16 protein-coding genes and 1 pseudogene are annotated in these 16,500 nt (G+C 65.2%); 7 read left to right on the forward strand and 10 right to left on the reverse strand.

All coding sequences use genetic code 11. The features are described from left to right. Positions 1-23 precede the first annotated feature (23 nt). Positions 24-923 carry a Bug family tripartite tricarboxylate transporter substrate binding protein gene (locus HV681_RS25955; protein ID WP_175125985.1) on the forward strand — a complete coding sequence of 300 codons (900 nt, stop codon included), beginning with the start codon at positions 24-26 and terminating at the stop codon, positions 921-923. An 18-nt stretch (positions 924-941) separates the two neighbouring features. Here the strand turns inward: HV681_RS25955 and HV681_RS25960 are convergent, their stop codons facing one another. Continuing rightward, a complete protein-coding gene (locus HV681_RS25960) occupies positions 942-1,184 on the reverse strand; it encodes an HP1242/YdcH family protein (RefSeq protein ID WP_175125986.1) in 243 nt (80 codons plus the stop codon). 253 nt (positions 1,185-1,437) lie between these two features. On the opposite strand from HV681_RS25960, the gene HV681_RS25965 reads away from it, so the two are divergent. Beyond that, positions 1,438-2,589 (forward strand): sterol desaturase family protein, encoded by a 1,152-nt coding sequence (locus HV681_RS25965; protein WP_175125987.1) that lies wholly within the window; start codon positions 1,438-1,440, stop codon positions 2,587-2,589. Between the two features lie 83 nt (positions 2,590-2,672). Here HV681_RS25965 and ycaC read toward each other — a convergent pair whose 3' ends face one another. The 3 genes from ycaC to HV681_RS25980 all read right to left on the reverse strand — a co-directional run bounded on the left by ycaC (position 2,673) and on the right by HV681_RS25980 (position 5,519). Beyond that, complete coding sequence (ycaC, locus tag HV681_RS25970) at positions 2,673-3,299, reverse strand: isochorismate family cysteine hydrolase YcaC (RefSeq protein ID WP_056570984.1); 627 nt, start codon at positions 3,297-3,299, stop codon at positions 2,673-2,675. Between the two features lie 127 nt (positions 3,300-3,426). Next, positions 3,427-4,398, reverse strand: a complete 972-nt coding sequence (locus HV681_RS25975) for a LysR substrate-binding domain-containing protein (protein ID WP_175125988.1) — start codon at positions 4,396-4,398, stop codon at positions 3,427-3,429. A gap of 161 nt (positions 4,399-4,559) precedes the next feature. Further along, positions 4,560-5,519: an AraC family transcriptional regulator gene (locus tag HV681_RS25980; RefSeq protein WP_175125989.1), complete on the reverse strand. Its 960-nt coding sequence runs from the start codon at positions 5,517-5,519 to the stop codon at positions 4,560-4,562. 318 nt (positions 5,520-5,837) lie between these two features. On the opposite strand from HV681_RS25980, the gene HV681_RS25985 reads away from it, so the two are divergent. The 4 genes and pseudogenes from HV681_RS25985 to HV681_RS26000 all read left to right on the forward strand — a co-directional run. Next, positions 5,838-6,884 carry an aldo/keto reductase gene (locus tag HV681_RS25985; RefSeq protein ID WP_175125990.1) on the forward strand — a complete coding sequence of 349 codons (1,047 nt, stop codon included), beginning with the start codon at positions 5,838-5,840 and terminating at the stop codon, positions 6,882-6,884. 185 nt (positions 6,885-7,069) lie between these two features. Continuing rightward, on the forward strand, positions 7,070-8,299 hold the full coding sequence (locus tag HV681_RS25990; protein ID WP_175125991.1) for an SMI1/KNR4 family protein: 1,230 nt from the start codon (positions 7,070-7,072) through the stop codon (positions 8,297-8,299). Further along, positions 8,296-8,982, forward strand: coding sequence for a lysozyme inhibitor LprI family protein (locus HV681_RS25995; protein WP_175125992.1), 687 nt, complete (start codon positions 8,296-8,298; stop codon positions 8,980-8,982). Before HV681_RS25990 ends, HV681_RS25995 begins: the two co-directional genes overlap by 4 nt. A gap of 74 nt (positions 8,983-9,056) precedes the next feature. Then, positions 9,057-9,809: pseudogene (locus HV681_RS26000) on the forward strand (YoaK family protein); the annotation flags it as partial. A 44-nt stretch (positions 9,810-9,853) separates the two neighbouring features. On the opposite strand, the gene HV681_RS26005 reads toward HV681_RS26000, so the two are convergent. Both HV681_RS26005 and HV681_RS26010 read right to left on the reverse strand, forming a co-directional pair. Beyond that, a complete protein-coding gene (locus HV681_RS26005; RefSeq protein WP_175125994.1) occupies positions 9,854-10,609 on the reverse strand; it encodes a hypothetical protein in 756 nt (251 codons plus the stop codon). Positions 10,610-10,631: 22 nt separating this feature from the next. Then, positions 10,632-11,351, reverse strand: coding sequence for a tetratricopeptide repeat protein (locus HV681_RS26010; RefSeq protein ID WP_175125995.1), 720 nt, complete (start codon positions 11,349-11,351; stop codon positions 10,632-10,634). Between the two features lie 207 nt (positions 11,352-11,558). Here HV681_RS26010 and HV681_RS26015 point away from each other — a divergent pair, with 207 nt between their 5' ends. After that, positions 11,559-12,218, forward strand: coding sequence for a thiopurine S-methyltransferase (locus HV681_RS26015; protein ID WP_175125996.1), 660 nt, complete (start codon positions 11,559-11,561; stop codon positions 12,216-12,218). 12 nt (positions 12,219-12,230) lie between these two features. On the opposite strand, the gene HV681_RS26020 is transcribed toward HV681_RS26015, so the two are convergent. From HV681_RS26020 to HV681_RS26035, 4 genes are read right to left on the reverse strand one after another with little or no spacing between them, the layout of a single operon-like run. Beyond that, complete coding sequence (locus tag HV681_RS26020; RefSeq protein ID WP_175125997.1) at positions 12,231-12,998, reverse strand: SDR family oxidoreductase; 768 nt, start codon at positions 12,996-12,998, stop codon at positions 12,231-12,233. Beyond that, positions 12,995-13,990: an NAD(P)H-quinone oxidoreductase gene (locus HV681_RS26025; RefSeq protein ID WP_175125998.1), complete on the reverse strand. Its 996-nt coding sequence runs from the start codon at positions 13,988-13,990 to the stop codon at positions 12,995-12,997. The genes HV681_RS26020 and HV681_RS26025 overlap by 4 nt, the downstream gene beginning before the upstream one ends. Positions 13,991-14,010: 20 nt before the next feature. Further along, positions 14,011-14,715 (reverse strand): ABC transporter ATP-binding protein, encoded by a 705-nt coding sequence (locus HV681_RS26030; RefSeq protein ID WP_056570664.1) that lies wholly within the window; start codon positions 14,713-14,715, stop codon positions 14,011-14,013. After that, positions 14,708-16,489 (reverse strand): branched-chain amino acid ABC transporter ATP-binding protein/permease, encoded by a 1,782-nt coding sequence (locus tag HV681_RS26035; RefSeq protein WP_175125999.1) that lies wholly within the window; start codon positions 16,487-16,489, stop codon positions 14,708-14,710. Before HV681_RS26035 ends, HV681_RS26030 begins: the two co-directional genes overlap by 8 nt. Between the last annotated feature and the right edge of the window lie 11 nt (positions 16,490-16,500).

Here is a 16,500-nt window from a genome sequence, read left to right on the forward strand (position 1 = left end):
ACAAAAACCATCAGGAGACAGACATGAGCAATCAACGTGCGGGCGGGCGCTGGAGCCGCCGCCAGGTTCTGGGTGCGCTGGGCGCCGCCATGCTGAGCGTGCCCGGCGTGACGTGGGCGCAGTCGGACCGGCCGGTGAAATTCATTTTGCCGGTGGGCGTGGGGTCCGGCGTGGACACGATCACGCGGGCGGCGGGGCCAGCGCTGTCCACCGCGCTGGGCCATACCGTCGTGGTGGAAAACCAGCCGGGCGCGGGCGGCATCGTGGGCACGTCGGCGCTGGTGCGATCGGCGCCCGATGGGTACACGCTCAGCATGGTGTCGAACAACCATGTCATCTTCCCGAGCGTCTACAAGAGCCTGCCGTTCGATCCGCTGACCGCGCTCTTGAAGAGCCAACCCGGCCGCTATAACTACGCGTCCTCGGGTAACGGCACGATCCTGCACCTGGCCGCGGAAATGTACGTGCAGCAAGCGGGCGTGAAAGCGCGGCACATTCCCTACAAGGGCGTGGGTCCGATGATGGCCGATCTGATCGGCGGTCAGGTCGACTTTGGCGTGCTGTCGCTGCCGTCCGTGCTGCCGCAGATCAAGAGCGGCGCGCTCAAGGCGCTGGGCGCCTGTGGCGCAGAGCGCATGGCGGCGCTGCCCGACCTGCCGACGCTGCGCGATCAGGGGATGGCGGACTACGAGATCGGCGGATGGTTTGCGGCGGTCGGGCCGGCAAAGCTGCCGCAAGCGGACGTGCGCCGCATCTACGACGCGCTGGGGCGCGCGTTCAACTCGCCGGAGGTGAAGCAGGCGATGGCGACCCAGAACAACCGTATCGTCCTGATGCCGCCGGAACAGACGGTGGCGTACTTCCGTTCGGAAATGACGAAGTACGCCTCCGTCGTCAAGGGCGCGGGCCTGGAACTGATGTAGCCCGCGCCGAGCGGCAGGTCAGCTGCCGTTGCTTTTGCCGTGGCCGTTCTGGTCGGCCGCGCGGAGCAGGCCGTAGAGCTTGTCTTTCAGGTGCAGTTTTTCTTTTTTAAGCACCTCGATCGCGGCGCCCGAGGACGGCTTGATGCCGTCCTCCATGTTCTGGATTTCCTGGTCCAGATCGTTGTGCCGCTGGAACAGCGCCGAAAAGTGAGCGTTTTCGGACTTGAGTTGGGTTATGAGCTCGCGGTATTCAGGGAACATAAAGGCCTCTTGAGGAACCGGTTGACGGGACCGACGATGCGCCTGTCACGACGCGATCATCAGCGTCAAAGGCCATGACACGCCAATGACCACGCCTTGTCAACCTTACGGGTCGAACCACGGCTGTGCGCCGTTGACCCCGCGCAAGGGTGTCAAGAAATGAGCCATTCTGTCGTGAGCGTTCACGTTTCTTTACAGAAGGGTCCGTCCCCGGCGATACACTCGCTTCCCCTTGGACTGTCCCAGATCCCCAATGAAACAGCACGCCCCCGTCTATCGCAGAGTGATGGATCTTTTCAAGCAGGACGGCCGGATTCATCCCGGCACCGGAATGATGAGCGGCGTGATCGCGCTGTTTTTGGCGATTCTTTCTGTGCTGGGCGTGCTGGCGTTTCACTTTCCCGCCTACCTGACCACGCCCGAGCTGCGCAGCTTCTATTCGGTGGAAGCCATGCGCACGCTGCTGTTCGGCGCACTGCTGGTGTCCGGTTCGATCGCGCTGGCCAACACGGTGCTGGGGCGGCAACGCTGGCTCAATATTTCCGCGTTCGTGCTGGTGTGCTGCGCGGTGGCTGCTGGCGGCAGCCAGGTAGCGGTCAATGCCACCAACACCGGCGGTCATCCGTATCTGGGTCTTGATTGGTTCATCCTGGATCTGCTGGCGTCCAGCACCGTCTTCATCATCTTTGAAAAGCTGACGCCGCTGTACCCCGGCCAGCCCGTGTTCCGCGGCGAGTGGCAGGTGGACATGAAGCACTTTCTGTTCAATCACCTGTCGGTGGGCGCGGTGCTGCTGTGCATCAACTTCTTCATCCACCGTCTGTTTTCCTGGGCGGCGTACGAACCGCTGCAACAGGCCATCCAGTCGATGCCATATCTGCTGGAGCTGTTCGTGGCCGTGCTGGTGGCGGACCTGGCGCAATACGCCGCGCATCGCATCTATCACGAGGTGCCTTTCATGTGGCGCTTCCATGCCGTGCATCACAGCACGCGCACGCTGGATTGGCTGGCCGGCTCGCGCCTGCACATCGTTGAACTGCTGATCACGCGCGTGGCCGTGTTGGGCGTGCTGTTCGTGCTGGGGTTTTCGAAGGCGGTGCTCGATGCCTACATCATCATCGTGGGATTCCAGGCCGTGCTGATCCATTCCAACGTGAAGCTGCCGTGGGGCTGGCTGCGCTACATCATCGTGACGCCGGACTTCCATCACTGGCATCACTCGTCCGACACCGAAGCGATCGACAAGAACTACGCGGCGCACTTTTCCTTCATCGACTATCTGTTCGGCACCGCGGTGCGCGGGGCGGGCAACCGGCTGCCGCAGAACTACGGGATCCTGGACAACGATATGCCCGGGACATTCCTGGCGCAGCAGGCGTATCCCTTCGCCCGCAAGCGGAAATGACAAAGGCCCAGGCGATTTGCCTGGGCCTTTTTTTCACCGCTGTCTCAGCGTGGTCTGGCCGGCAAGCCGGCCGCGCGGCAACCTTACTTGGCCGCCTTGAAGGCCGAGTACGAGGCCATCAGGTTGCGGTAGTCGGGGATGTGGTTGGCGAACAGGGTGCCCAGGCCTTCCACGTCGTTGCGCCAGTCACGGTGCAGTTCGCATGCCACGCCGAACCACGACATCAGTTGCGCGCCGGCCTGTTCCATGCGGCGCCAAGCGGCGTCACGCGTCACTTCGTTGAAGGTGCCCGAAGCATCGGTCACCACGAACACGTCAAAACCTTCTTCGATGGCCGACAGCACGGGGAAGGCGACGCAGACTTCGGTGACGACGCCGGCGATGATCAGTTGCTTCTTGCCGGTGGCCTTGACGGCCTTGACGAAGTCTTCGTTGTCCCAGGCGTTGATGTTGCCGGGGCGGGCGATGTAGGGAGCGTCGGGGAACTTGTCCTTCAGTTCCTGGACCAGCGGGCCGTTGGGGCCGTCTTCGAAACTGGTGGTCAGGATGGTGGGGAGCTTGAAGTATTCGGCCAGGTCAGCCAGGGCCAGCACGTTGTTCTTGAATTGATCGGGTTGGAAGTCGCGCACCAGGGACAGGAGGCCGGCTTGGTGATCCACCAGCAGAACGGCGGCTTGGGACTTGTCGAGCTTAACGTAGGGGCGGGTCATGGCTGATTCCTTGGTCTATTCAGGTTGCGCGGTGTTGCGCGGTGTTTTGTGCAACGCTGAGTGCGTAGGAAGGATATTAATTTCAGGACAACCGCGCCGGTAGACGGGAATTTCGACTCTCAGCGTTCTAATTATCGGACAACGATTGGACCGGTTGCAGTGACGGGATGCCGTGGCGCGTCTGGGTCGCAGCTTCGCAGCGCGCGTTTTCACGATACGCGTCTCCCATGAAATCCAACAGCTCCCGCACGGCGGGCAGCAGGCCCCGGCGCGACGGGAACACGGCATGCACGCTGCCGGGCTCGGGTTGCCAGGGGGCGCCCACGGGCACCAGCGTGCCCGCATCGAGTTCCTCGCGGATCATCAGGAGGGGCAGGGCGACGACCCCCACGCCCCGCAGCGCGGCTTGCTTGAGCGCCAGCATGTCGTCCGTGACGAGCCGGGGCATGAACGGCACCGCCAGGCGCGCGTTGTCGGGACCCAGCAGGCGCCATTGGCATTCGCGCTGCTCGGTGCCGAGCGCCATGGTCGGCTGCCGGCTGATGTGCTGCAGATCGGCGGAATCCGGAAGGGTGCGAGCCAGCGCGGGGCTGGCGACCAGGCTCTGGCAGCTCAGGCCCAGGTTCTTCATGACAAGGTCGCTGCTTTCGATGGCGCCAAAGCGCACCCGCACCGCCAGGTCGAAGCCTTCGCGCAGCACGTCCACCGGCCGGCTGAAGCTCTTCAGGTAGACGTTCACCTTGGGGCACTTTTCCATGAAGCGCGCCACCACGTCCCCGAGGAAGTAATAGATGAGCGCGGGCGGTGCGGCGATGCGGATGGTGCCTTGCGGTTCGGCGTGCGTGCGGTCGATGACATCCTGCGCCGCTTCGGCGCCCGCCAGCATCGCCAGGCATTGGTCGTAGTACTCCTGGCCCAGTTCGGTCACCGCGAACGTTCGGGTGGAGCGCTGGATCAGGCGCACGCCAAGGCGTTCTTCCAGCAGGGCGATGCGGCGGCTCAGGCGCGACTTCGGGATGTCCAGCGCCCGGCCGGCCGGCGCGAATCCGCCGTGTTTGACGACCTCGACGAAGTAATAAAGGTCATTCAGGTCGTGCATGCAAATTCCTCGAGAGTCGTCGGTGCCCCGCATGATACGGCGCGTGGCCCAGTTCCCCGCGGGATCAGGCGCACCCGGCTGGATCGGCTGAGCCTGGCGGGACTACGGATCGTATTCGAGGATTTGCGGCAATTGCCCGGAAACCGGCAGATTGCGCGTGGCTAGGCGGCCAGTGCCGTCTCGTCCTTCCAACGCTGTTTGTCGCGCAGCGGCGGCGTGCCGAACAGGCGGCTGTACTCGCGGCTGAACTGCGATGAACTCTCGTAGCCGACGGCATGCGCGGCCAGCGCCACGCCGGCATCGTCCGTCAGCATGAGCCGGCGCGCCTCCTGCAGCCGCAGGTGCTTCTGATACTGCAGCGGGCTCATGGCCGTGGCCTGCTTGAAATGATGATGTAGCGACGACACGCTCATGTGGACGTCGCGCGCAATCTCTTCCACGCGCAGGGGTTGCGCGAAATTGTCCCGCAGGATGCGGATCGCCTTGGCCACGCGGTTCAGTTGGCTGTCCTGCAGCACCGTCTGGCGCAGCACGACGCCCTGGCCGTTCATCAGCAGGCGGTAAAGCAGTTCACGCTTGATCATCGGCGCCAGGATCGGAATGTCCCGTGGCGTGTCCAGCAACCGCAGCAGGCGCAGCACCACGTCCAGCAGCGTGCTGCCCAGCGGATTGACGCAAAGCGCGCGCGAGGCTTCGGCCGGCACCAGCGGCGGCAGGTTCTCGTCGCTGATCAGCGCGGTGATCTCCTCGGGGTTCAGGTCCAGCCGCAAGCCCAGATAAGGCAGGGTCGGGCTGGCCACCGACACCTTGGCCACGAGGGGCAGATCCACCGAAGAGATCAGGAAGTGGAAGGGATCGTATTCATAGGTCTCGTCACCGATGAAAAGCCGTTTCGATCCTTGCGCGATCACAGCCAGTGCCGCTTTCTGCACGACCGGTTTGGCCCCCGACGGCTGCGACAGCCGATGCAGGTACAGGCCTTCGACCGGCGTATCCAGCGCCCCTTCAAGGTTGCCGGTCATGCGCTCGAGCGTGCAGAGCAGCTCGGACCGCGCCAGTTCGCAGGCGGCGTCCTGGGCGGCGATGCCGGGCGCGAGGGATCGGGCAGAATTCAGGGACATCGAGGGGCTCCCGGGGGCGCGCCGCCCGTAAACAAGAGGGGCGACGGCGGCAGAGGATTGGGTGTCCGCCAGTGTATTGCCATCTTGCGCGGTCCGCGCCGGCCGGCATGGGGGAACGGAGGATTAGGCAGGAATTCCGGAGAAAACGACGGGTCGCGTTGAATTGGCTGCCGGGCCGGAGAATCGGGCAAAAAAAGGGCAGGATCAAGCAGCGTGCGCGTGGCTCGCCGGACGCATACTGTCCGCACCCCGGCAGGCTGCCGCAGCGGTGTCCCACTCCGGGGCCCGGCGCGCTCGCCCGCCCCTGAAGGAGCACACATGCGATACAAGAAATTCGGCAGCACGGGCCTGTTCGTCTCGGAGCTTTGCCTGGGCACGATGACCTTCGGCGGCGAAGGCGAGCTCTGGAGCAAGATCGGCAGCCTGCAACAGGAAGACGCCAACCGGCTGGTGGGCCGCGCGCTGGACGCGGGCGTCAATTTCATCGACACGGCGGATGTGTACTCCGAAGGCCGCTCAGAAATCATCACGGGCCAGGCGCTGCGCGATCTGAAGATCCCGCGTGAGGACGTCGTGATCGCCACCAAGGTCTTCGGGCAGACGAGCGCGGGCGTCAATGCCCGCGGCAATTCACGCGTACACATCCTGGATGGCGTCAAGAAGAGCCTGTCCCGCTTGCAGCTGGACCATATCGACCTGTATCAGATCCACGGCTTTGACCCCGCCACGCCGGTCGAGGAAACCATGCGGGCGCTGGACACGCTGGTGCAACATGGCCACGTGCGCTACATCGGCGTATCGAATTGGGCCGCGTGGCAGATCATGAAAGCGCTCGGCATCGCGCAGCGCCTGGGGTTGGCGCGCTTCGAGTCGCTGCAGGCGTACTACACGATTGCCGGCCGCGATCTGGAGCGGGAACTGGTTCCCATGCTGCAGAGCGAGGGCGTCGGGTTGATGGTGTGGAGTCCGCTGGCCGGCGGCCTGCTCAGCGGCAAGTACAGCCGTGATGGCGAGGCCGAGGCGGGCAGCCGCCGCGTCGCGTTCGATTTCCCGCCCGTGAACCGGGAGCGCGCCTACGACAGCATTGATGCGCTGCGGCAGATCGCAGACGCGCGCGGCGTGTCGGTGGCGCAGGTGGCGCTGGCCTGGCTGCTGCACCAGCAGATCGTCACCAGCGTCATCATCGGCGCCAAGCGCGTGGACCAGCTGGAAGACAATCTGGCCGCCACGGATATCCGGTTGACGCAGGACGAACTGGCCGCGCTGGACAAGGTCAGCGCGCTGCCGCCGGAGTATCCGGGCTGGATGCATGTGCGGCAGGGCGAATATCGGCGACAGCAATTGCGCGAGGCCGGCGCCGCCTGACGCGAACCGCGTTCATGGATGGACCGGCGCGCCAGCGCCGGTCCGCACCAGCCAGGCGTCATGCATTCTCGTGTTGAAGGCCAAGGGCAAACTCCGTACACCAACGGCGGTCGGCCATCTTAGTGCGGGGATTCTTCACCCCCCGCTAGTAAAATCGCACCGGTCTCCAACCTTGAAGTTTCAACATGAGCGAGTTTTTCACGTCTGGCGAACTGCTGGCGTTGCGTGAGCACGGCATCGCGGTGTTTGCCGGCCGCCTGCTGATCGATGTGCAACCCCCGATGTCCGACGCCCGCATCGCCGAGATCGAGGCGCTGTGCGAGGGCCCGCTGCCGCCGGCGTTGCTCGACCTGTGGCGGCTGACCGCCGGCGGCGAGCTGGCCTACGATCTGCGCGCGCAGATGGACGGCAACGAAGAGGCCTTGAGCTGGTCCGAGCTGTTCTACGACGGCAGCGACCAGTACCGCGACCTGCAAGGGTGGATCGAGCACGAGCAGGAGTGCGCCGAGGAAGCCGCCGCCGAGGATGGCGCGACGTGGAATGGGAAGCTGCGCTATCTGCCGATAGGCGGTTTCGAATACTGCGACCGCATCTACGTCGCCGTGGAACCGGGGCCGCGAGCAGGCAGCGTGGTCGCGTGGAAGCAGGGCCTGCCGGGCTGGACGCACGCCTTGCAGCAGGACGGCATCGCGACCATCGCGCCGGACCTGCATGCCGCGTTTGCCGCGCTGTGCCTGGAAACCGACCCCGAGGAAGACGAAGACAGCCCCGGCCTGCGCGTTCTGGAGTATCTGGATGAGCGCGTGTCGGGTCACGGCATGCCGCAGTCGCTGGCCGACCGCGTGGCGGTCTTCTACCGGCAGGCGCTGGTCGACTGGCGCGGCCCGCTCGAGGACGGAACGCTGGCCGCCAAGCCTGGCCTGGCCGCGCTGGCCTTGCAGCACGCGTTGTCGCAGGATGACGCGGCCCTTGTGCGCCGTCTGTCGGCGCAGGGCGTGCGCCTGGATGCGCCGCTGCGCGGTAGCGCCCAGGCGCTGGACGTCGCGCTGATGCAGCATGCGTATGCGGCGGCGCAGGCGCTGCTGGACGCGGGCGCGCCGGTCAGCCCCACGGCCATTCACCGCTTCGATCGTGAGCCGCCTGCCGAGCTGGTCGCCGCACTGCTGGCGCGGGGCGCCGACGCCGACGCGCTGGGTGTCGCGCGCTGCGTCGCGTGCGGATCGCCCGATGCCGCGCGTATCGTTGCCCAGGCCTGCGGCGAGGGCATTGCCGAGGCGTACGCGCAGGTCCGCGATTCGATGGCCACCCGCTATCAGGAAGACCTCAAGCGCGTGCGCGCCGGCAAGCTGGGCCACTATCTGGGCGCGGACGGCCTGGCGGCGCGGGTCGAGAATCTGCGGGAGTTTGTCCTGTGAATCGTCTTGCCGCCGGGTTCGCGCTGTTGATCGTGCTGTGCAGTCCGGCGGCCTGGGCCACCGGCAAGCCATCATTCGATTGCGCAAGGGCCCGGACGGCGGTCGAGAAGGCGATATGCGCCGATAGCGGGTTGGCCGAACAGGACGCCAGCATCGCGAAACACTTCGGCAAGGCCAGAATGACCTTCGATCCGGCGACGGGCAAGGCGCTGACGGAAGACCAGCGGTGGTTCGTCAAGGTGCGGGACGAGGCCTACGCGTCGCCGCCCGGCAACGACCCGCCCCAAAAGGAACTGGCGGACCGGTTGAAGTATCGCGACGCCTTTCTGTCGTCGCTGGTGCTCAAGCGCCGTCAAGGCTTTGAAGGCGATTGGGAAAACCTCGCCGGTGGCATTTCGATCAAACGGCAGCCGGATGGCAGCCTGGCATTCGACGGCTCCGCGGCGCATCCGGAAAATGGCCGCTGGGTGTGCGACGTGCGCGGCGCGGGCGCGGTCAAGAACAATGCGGTGGTCATCGAGACGGTCGACGCCGACGGCTGGACGCTGACGTTGTCGCGCAAGGGATACGGTCTCGTGCTGTCCGAAAACCCGCCGGCCGAGGCCGCCGACGCAGCCAGCCGGCCGTATTGCGGCCTGAACGGCGCGCTCGGCGGCGTTTACTATCCGGTTTCAAGGCCTTGATCGGCGCGCCGCCGCCGCGACTAGAATGTCATTCCGAATCGCAGTGAACACGTTCTTGTTTTGAAAGGACAGGCGTGACCATCCCGTATTTGCGCCGGCTGACCGCTGTCAGCCGTAGCCCGCAAGCCAATCGCCATCTTGCCTATCTGCTGACCTTCACCGCCGGCGCCGTCAACGCGGGCGGGTTCCTGGCGGTCCAGCAGTACACCTCCCACATGTCCGGCATCGTGTCCATGATGGCCGACCACATGGCGCTTGGCGGGGTGATCGTGGTGCTGCAAGGGCTGGCGGCCCTGGTGTCGTTCATGGCGGGGGCGGCCAGCTCCGCCTTTCTGATCAACTTCGGGCGCAGGTCCCGGCTGGCCAGCGAGTACGCGCTGCCGTTGCTGCTCGAGGCCGTGCTGCTGCTGATCTTCGGCCTGCTGGGCGCCAACCTTGAGACGCTGCGCTGGTTCTACGTGCCCGGCACGGTGATGCTGCTCTGCTACATCATGGGTCTGCAGAACGCGATGATCACCAAGGTGTCCCGGTCCGAAATCCGCACCACGCACGTGACGGGCATGGTGACCGACATCGGCATCGAGCTTGGCAAGCTGTTCTACTGGAACGTCGCGAAGGGCGACCCGCAGTCAATGCCGCGGGTGCTGGCCGACCGCGGCAAGCTCGTCGTGCTGAGCCTGATGGTGACCTTGTTCTTCGTCGGCGGCGTGACGGGCGCGTATTCGTTTTTCAACTTCGGCTTCGGGTCGACCTGGCCGCTGGCATTGCTGCTGATGCTGCTGGCCGCGGTGCCGATCCTGGACGATATCCGCAGCTTCATGCACCGCGCTTAGCCGGCCGCGCCTGGCCGGCCGCGCGGGGCCCGCCGACATTACCGCTTGGATTTGACCGCGGCGGAATGGCTCAGGAAAACCTGGAGCGCCGCCAGCGTTTCATAGTGCAGACGTTCGAAGCGGGCGTCCTTGACCGGGTCGGTGATGGCGTGCCCCTTGACGTCCAGCGCGTAGGGTTCGCCCAGCAGCCGGCCAATGTCGACCTGGTAGTAACTGGAATTTCCATACGGACGCTTGCCGTCGACGTAGGGCATGGGCCAGAAGCGATCCCCTTCGCGCAAAACCGCGCCCAGCGCCTGATCGTCCACTTCGCGCCAGACCGCGGCGCGCAGCAGGACAAGATGCTCCTTGCGTAGATTGAACATGCCCTGCGCATCCACGCCGCTTTCCGGAAAGTCGAAGGCCTCGCGCATTTCGGCTGGCACGGCGTAACGGCCGGGTTGCAACCTGCCGATGGATTGCACATAGCGCGGGACCAGGCGGCAGACTTCGGCCAGCCGCCGGATGGCCAGCGCATCGTCGGTTGTCTTCAGCGCACCGCGGGCAGTGGCAAGCGTATCGGCGCCGCCAAGCAGCGGTTGCTCGAAATCGATGCCGGGCGCGCCGGATTCGACCGGCATCCATTGCACCCGCAGCAGGCGCACCAAGGCCGCGTGCTGAGGGGTGTAGGACAGGCTGGCGTCCGGCGCCGCATAGACCTTGCGGACGATGGCATCGCGGGCGGGAGAGGCCAGAGCGCGCAGCGGCGCGGCAATCAGGCTGCCCAGCATCAGCAGCAGGGGACGACGGTTCATGGGGTCTCCGGGCGCATTGGCCCTATTGGGGCAGGGTTGCCAACTGGGTTTCGGTGAAGGCGTAGCCGGGCTGCAGGCGTAGCGCGGCCTCGTAGGAGTTGCGGGCGTCCGCCAGACGCCCAAGCCTGCGTTGCAGGTTGCCCAGATTCGTCAGGATCAGCGCGCTGGCCGGCTTGGCGCGCACGGCCTTCTCAAAGGCGCTCAGCGCTTCCTCCGGGCGGTTCAACGCATCCAGCACCGACGCCTGCAGGTTGTAGCCGATGCTCCAGCCAGGAAACTTTGCAGTCAGCACCTGCGTTGTCGCCAGCGCGTTGGGCAGGTCCGCGCGCTCGGCCTGCGCGCCCGCCTTGTTGACGTACGCCCATCTGTTGTCGGGATTCAATGCGATGGACTGCTCGAATAACGCAAGCGCCGCCGCCATGTTGCCTTGCTGACCGTGCAGCTTTCCCAGGAACAGCCTGATGTCGGCGTCGGCGGGCGCCTGCCGCGCCATGTCTTCGGCGATGCGCTGCGCCTCCTGGCGATCGCCGGCTCGCAGCGCCGCGGAGATCTGCGCGTTCTGCGCCTGCAGGGCAGGGGGCCACTGCTGGATGCGCGCACGCAGCGCGTCGTTCTCCGCTCGCAGCTCTGCAAGATAAGCGTCGTCCAGCTGCGACGCGTCCTGGGCATGGGCTGGCTGGCCCATCAGAACGCTGACGAGAAGCAACGGAGAGAGAAGACGGATGCGAAGCGCTGCAAGCATGAGAAGGGCCGCCGGGCGTCATGTCGGGCCCATACGATACCGGAACCATCGCGGACGAAGCGCCGGCGGGGCGGCCGCGCCCGACATTTCAGACCAGCACTACAATGCCCGAGCGCGTATTGCGAACGATCAGGCGCCCCGGCAACGGCTGAAGGTACGCTGATCCCGGCAGTTGCGACACGTATTCATAGGAGGAGCAGACAAGTCATGGACGCGGAATTCTGGCTGGAACGGTGGCGCGAAGGGCGCACGCATTTTCATCAGGCTCGGATCACGCCGCTTTTGCAGAAGTACTGGCCGACGCTTGACGTCCCCAAGGGCGGCAAGGTGCTGGTCCCGCTTTGCGGCAAGTCGCTGGACATGGTGTGGCTGGCCGCGCAGGGCCATCAGGTGCTGGGCGCAGAGCTCTCGCAGCTTGCGGTGGAGCAGTTCTTCACCGAAAACGAATTGCGGCCGGTCAAGCACGAGTCCGCATACGGCACGCACTACGTGGCCGGCAACATCGAGATCGTCTGCGGAGACATCTTCAAGATGGATGCGCAGGTGCTGTCGCATTGCGTGGGCGTGTTTGACCGCGCGGCGCTCGTCGCGCTGCCGGACGCGATGCGGGCAAGCTACGTGCGTCACGTCTACGGGCAGCTGTCGCCGTCCTATCGCGGCCTGCTCATCACCTTGGACTATCCGCAGGAAGAGATGGCAGGCCCGCCGTTTTCCGTGGTCGACAGCGAGGTGCAGGCAATCTTCTCGGACGTTTCGCCCGCCGTCATCATCGACCGCCGCGACATTCTTGATAAGGAACCCAAGTTCCAGTCTGCGGGCGTCAGCCGCCTGGACACGGTGGTTTACCGGCTGGGCGTGCAGGACTGAGCGTGTCGCGGGCTAGGTCATCAGCCAGCCGCCCGCCACGTCCAGCACCTGCCCAGTCACGAACCTGGCCTGATCGGACGCGAAGAACAGGCAGGCATCCGCCACTTCCTCGGGCGTGCCCAGGCGCCGCAGCGCAGTCATCGCCGCCACCGCGTCGTTGATTTCCTGCGGCACGCTTTTCAGCAGCGGTGTGCTGATCCGGCCGGGCGCCAGCGCATTCACGGTCACCTGATGTTCGCCGAGCTCGGCTGCCCAGTGCCGCGTCAGCCCGATCAGCCCGGCTTTGGTGGCCGCGTAATGCGCCGCCACGATATCGCAGTATGCCTTGCCGGCCACCGACGACATGTTGATGACGCGCCCCTGTCGCGCTTGCACCATGAGCGGCGTGGCCAGATGCGTCATGTAGAACACGCCGTTCAAGTTCACCGAGACGACGTTGTTCCACTCCGCCGGCGGCATCTCCCATACCTTCAGCGCGCGGCCGTTCGTCTTGGGCGAGATGCCGACGTTGTTGACCAGGACAGTGGCGGCGCCCAGCTCGCGCGTGATGCGGTCATAGGCGGCCTGGCACTGGTCGAAATGCGCGACGTCGGTGGGCACGAAACACACGTCATGGCCACGCTTCTGGAGTTCCTTCTCGTAGGCTTGCCCGGCCTGCGCATTGAAGTCGACGAGACCCACGCGGCCGCCTTCGGCCAGAAACGCCTCGACGATGGCCGAGCCGATGCCGCCGACCGCGCCCGTGACGATGATGGTCTGGCCGGTAAAGCGCGCGTTCATGGCCGCACCTGCAGCATGATCTTGCCGATGTGCTTGCTGCTTTCCATCAATGCGTGCGCGCGCGCGGCCTCGGCCAGCGGGAAGACCTCGTGGATCAGGGGCAGGCACTTTCCCTGATCCATGAGCGGCAGCACCTTCTGCACAAGCGATTGCGCGATGGCGCCCTTGTCCTCGTCGGACCTCGGGCGCAGCGTGGATCCGGTGAATTGCAGCCGTTTGGTCATGATGGGCAGGGCGTCGATCTCGGCCTTGCTGCCCTCCAGGAACGCAATCTGCACCAGCCGTCCGTTCAGGGCCAGCAACCGCAGGTTCTTGTTGATGTAGGCGCCGCCCACCATGTCCAGGATCACGTCGACGCCCACGTTGCCCGTGCCCTCGCGCACGGCGGCCTCGAAGTCTGCGTCGCGGTACTGCACGGCATGGTGCGCGCCGGCTTTCCGGCAGGCATCCGCTTTCTCTACGTTGCCGACGGTGGTCCAGACTTCCGCGCCGAATGCGCGTGCGAGCTGGATTGCCGTCAGGCCGATGCCGCTCGAGCCGCCGTGGACCAGAAACTTTTCGCCTGCGGTGAGGCGTGCTCGGTCGAACACGTTGGTCCAGACGGTGAAGTAGTTTTCGGGAATGGCCGCGGCCGTCAGCAGATCCAGACCGCGCGGCACCGGCAGGCAATGGCGCTCGTCGGCCAGGCAGTACTGGGCATAGCCGCCGCCCGGCGTCAGCGCGCAGACCTGGTCGCCGGCCTTCAAGCCTTGCACCTCGGGACCGGCCGCCACGACGGTGCCCGACACTTCCAGGCCCAGATAGGGCGAGGCGCCCGGGGGCGGAGGATAGGAACCCGAGCGTTGCAGCACGTCCGGGCGGTTGACGCCCGCGAAGGCTACTTCGATCAGCACCTGGCGGCGCGTCGGCGCTTCCATGTCGCGTTCGGCGATGCGCATGCAGTCGGGCGCGCCGCCCTTGCCATGGTCGATGAATGTGCAGCGTAAAGACATGAGACGTTCGTCCTTGGATTTCAGTGGCCCAGATAGGCCTTCTTGACGTGAGGGTCGCTGAGCAGTTCCGCGCCCGTGCCCGTGCGCACGATCGCGCCGTTTTCCAGCACATAACCGCGATCCGCCAGCCGCAGCGTGCGGAACACGTTCTGCTCCACCAGAAGCACCGTCACGCCGTGCGAGGTGACGTCGCGGATGATGTCGAACATCTGCTGCACCAGCAGCGGCGACAGCCCCAGCGACGGTTCGTCGAACACCAGCAGCTTCGGGTCCGCCATCATGCCGCGCGCAATCGCCACCATCTGCTGCTCGCCGCCCGACAGCGACCCGGCGTACTGGCTCAGCCGCTCCTTCACGCGCGGGAAGATGCGCAGCACTTCGTCGAGCTTGCGTTCGACGATCGGCCGCGCGGCGCGCTTGTACGAGCCCATGAGCAGGTTGTCCCGCACGGTGAAGTGCGGGAAGAGCTGTCGCCCTTCGGGAATCATGGTGATCCCGGCGTCCACGATGTCGTAGGGTTCGCGGTTCGTCAGGTCCTGGCCTTCGAACTCCACCTTGCCCTGCGTGGCGGCAATCACGCCGCACAGCGTCTTGAGCGTGGTCGTCTTGCCCGCGCCGTTGGCGCCGATCAGCGTGACGATCTCGCCCGCGTTCACCTCGAAATTCAGGCCGTTGAGCACCTGGCTCTTGCCATAGCCCGACGTCAGATTCGACACCTTAAGCATCCTGATACTCCTTGCCCAGATAGGCTTCGATGACGGCCGGGTTCTCGACCACGTCCTTGGGGGCGCCGCTGACCAGCACGCCCCCTTCATTCAGGACGATGATGCGGTCGGACAGCGCCATCGTGGCCTGCATCATGTGTTCGATCAGCAGCACCGAAACGCCGGAATCGCGGATGCGACGGATCATCTGGATGGATTTCTCGATGTCCGTGGGGTTCAAGCCCGCCATCACTTCATCCAGCAGCAGGATGCGCGGCTTGATCGCCAGCGCACGCGCCACTTCCAGACGCTTCATGCCGCCCACCGTGAGGCTGCGCGCTTCGGTGTTCAGATACTTCACCAGGTCGGTCTGCTCGGCCACCTTCAGGGCGATCTGCTCGGCCTCGTCGCGGTCCGACGTGTGGATGAACGCGCCCAGCATGATGTTTTCCAACACCGTCAGTCCCGTGAACGGTTTGGCGATCTGGAACGTGCGGCCCAGGCCCTTGTGCGCGAAGGCGTCGGGCGTCTTGCAGGTGACCCAGTTGCCTTGCTCGTCGCGCATCGTGATGTCGCCCTTGTCCGGCGACAGAAAGCCCGACAGCAGGTTGAACACCGTGGTCTTGCCCGCGCCATTGGGCCCGATCATGCCCAGGATTTCGTGCTGGTTGAGCGTCAGCGATACGTCGTTCGTGGCGCGCAGGCCGCCGAAGCTCTTGAACAGTCCCTCCGCCTTCAGGACCGGCTGCTCGCTGCGGGTGGCGTTACGGATGCGGATCTCGTCGGCCAGCTTGAGCTTGGCCGGCGGCGTGCCAAGGTAGGGCAGGCGCGCCAGCATGCGCTCGATGAACGGCCCGAACGCACCTGCCAGCCCACGCGGAATGGTTAGCACCACCGCGACCAGGATCAGGCCGTAAATCAACCCGTGCATGCCGTTGCCGACGCTGCTGAGCCAGCCGCGCGCCAGTTCCGCGATGGGCAGCACCAGGAAGGTGCCCGCGATCGGGCCGGAAACGGTGCCCAACCCGCCGATCAGCGCAAACATCGCGACCTGAATGGACAGCTCCAGCGAGAACGCGGAGCTGGGATCGACGAAGGTCAGGTAGGTGATGTGGAACGTGCCGATGATGCTGGTCAGCACGGCGGACACCACGGCGGCGATGATCTTCACGCGCACGGTGTGGATGCCCACGGCCAGCGCGGCATCCTCGCGTTCGCGGATCGCGATCAGGTAGTGTCCGATGCGCGACTTGCGGATGTACCACGAGACCCACGTCACCAGCACGAACAGACCGAACGCGATGATGACGTAGTTGATCTTCTCGCGGAACACGATCCACGCCCAACCGATGTTCAAGGGCAGGCTGATGCCGCTGGAGCCGCCAGTCCAGCTTTCCTCGTGGATGACCAGAAGGCGAACCACTTCCAGGATGGCGATGGTCGCCAGCGCAAAGAAGGGTCCGCGCAGGCGTAGCGTGGGATAGCTGATCAAGATGGCGACGGCCGCGGAAATGGCGGCTCCCGCGAACATGCCGATCCACGGCGAGATGCCGAAGTTCTGCGTCAACAGCGTGGCCGTGTAGCCGCCGATGCCATAGAACACCGCATGGCCGAGGGACAACTGGCCGGCATAGCCGCCCACGATGTTCCAGGCGACCGACAGCGCGGAAAACACGAACAGCAGGACGAAGAGGTTGGTCCAGAAGGGCGTGCCCATGACGACGGGCACGAGGAACATCGTGATCAGCAGGATGAGGCTGACGTAGGCTTTGGGATGTCGAAAGTCGGGAAACACGTCTTGCTCCT

Source organism: Achromobacter animicus (assembly GCF_902859585.1).
Classification (GTDB): domain Bacteria; phylum Pseudomonadota; class Gammaproteobacteria; order Burkholderiales; family Burkholderiaceae_B; genus Achromobacter; species Achromobacter animicus.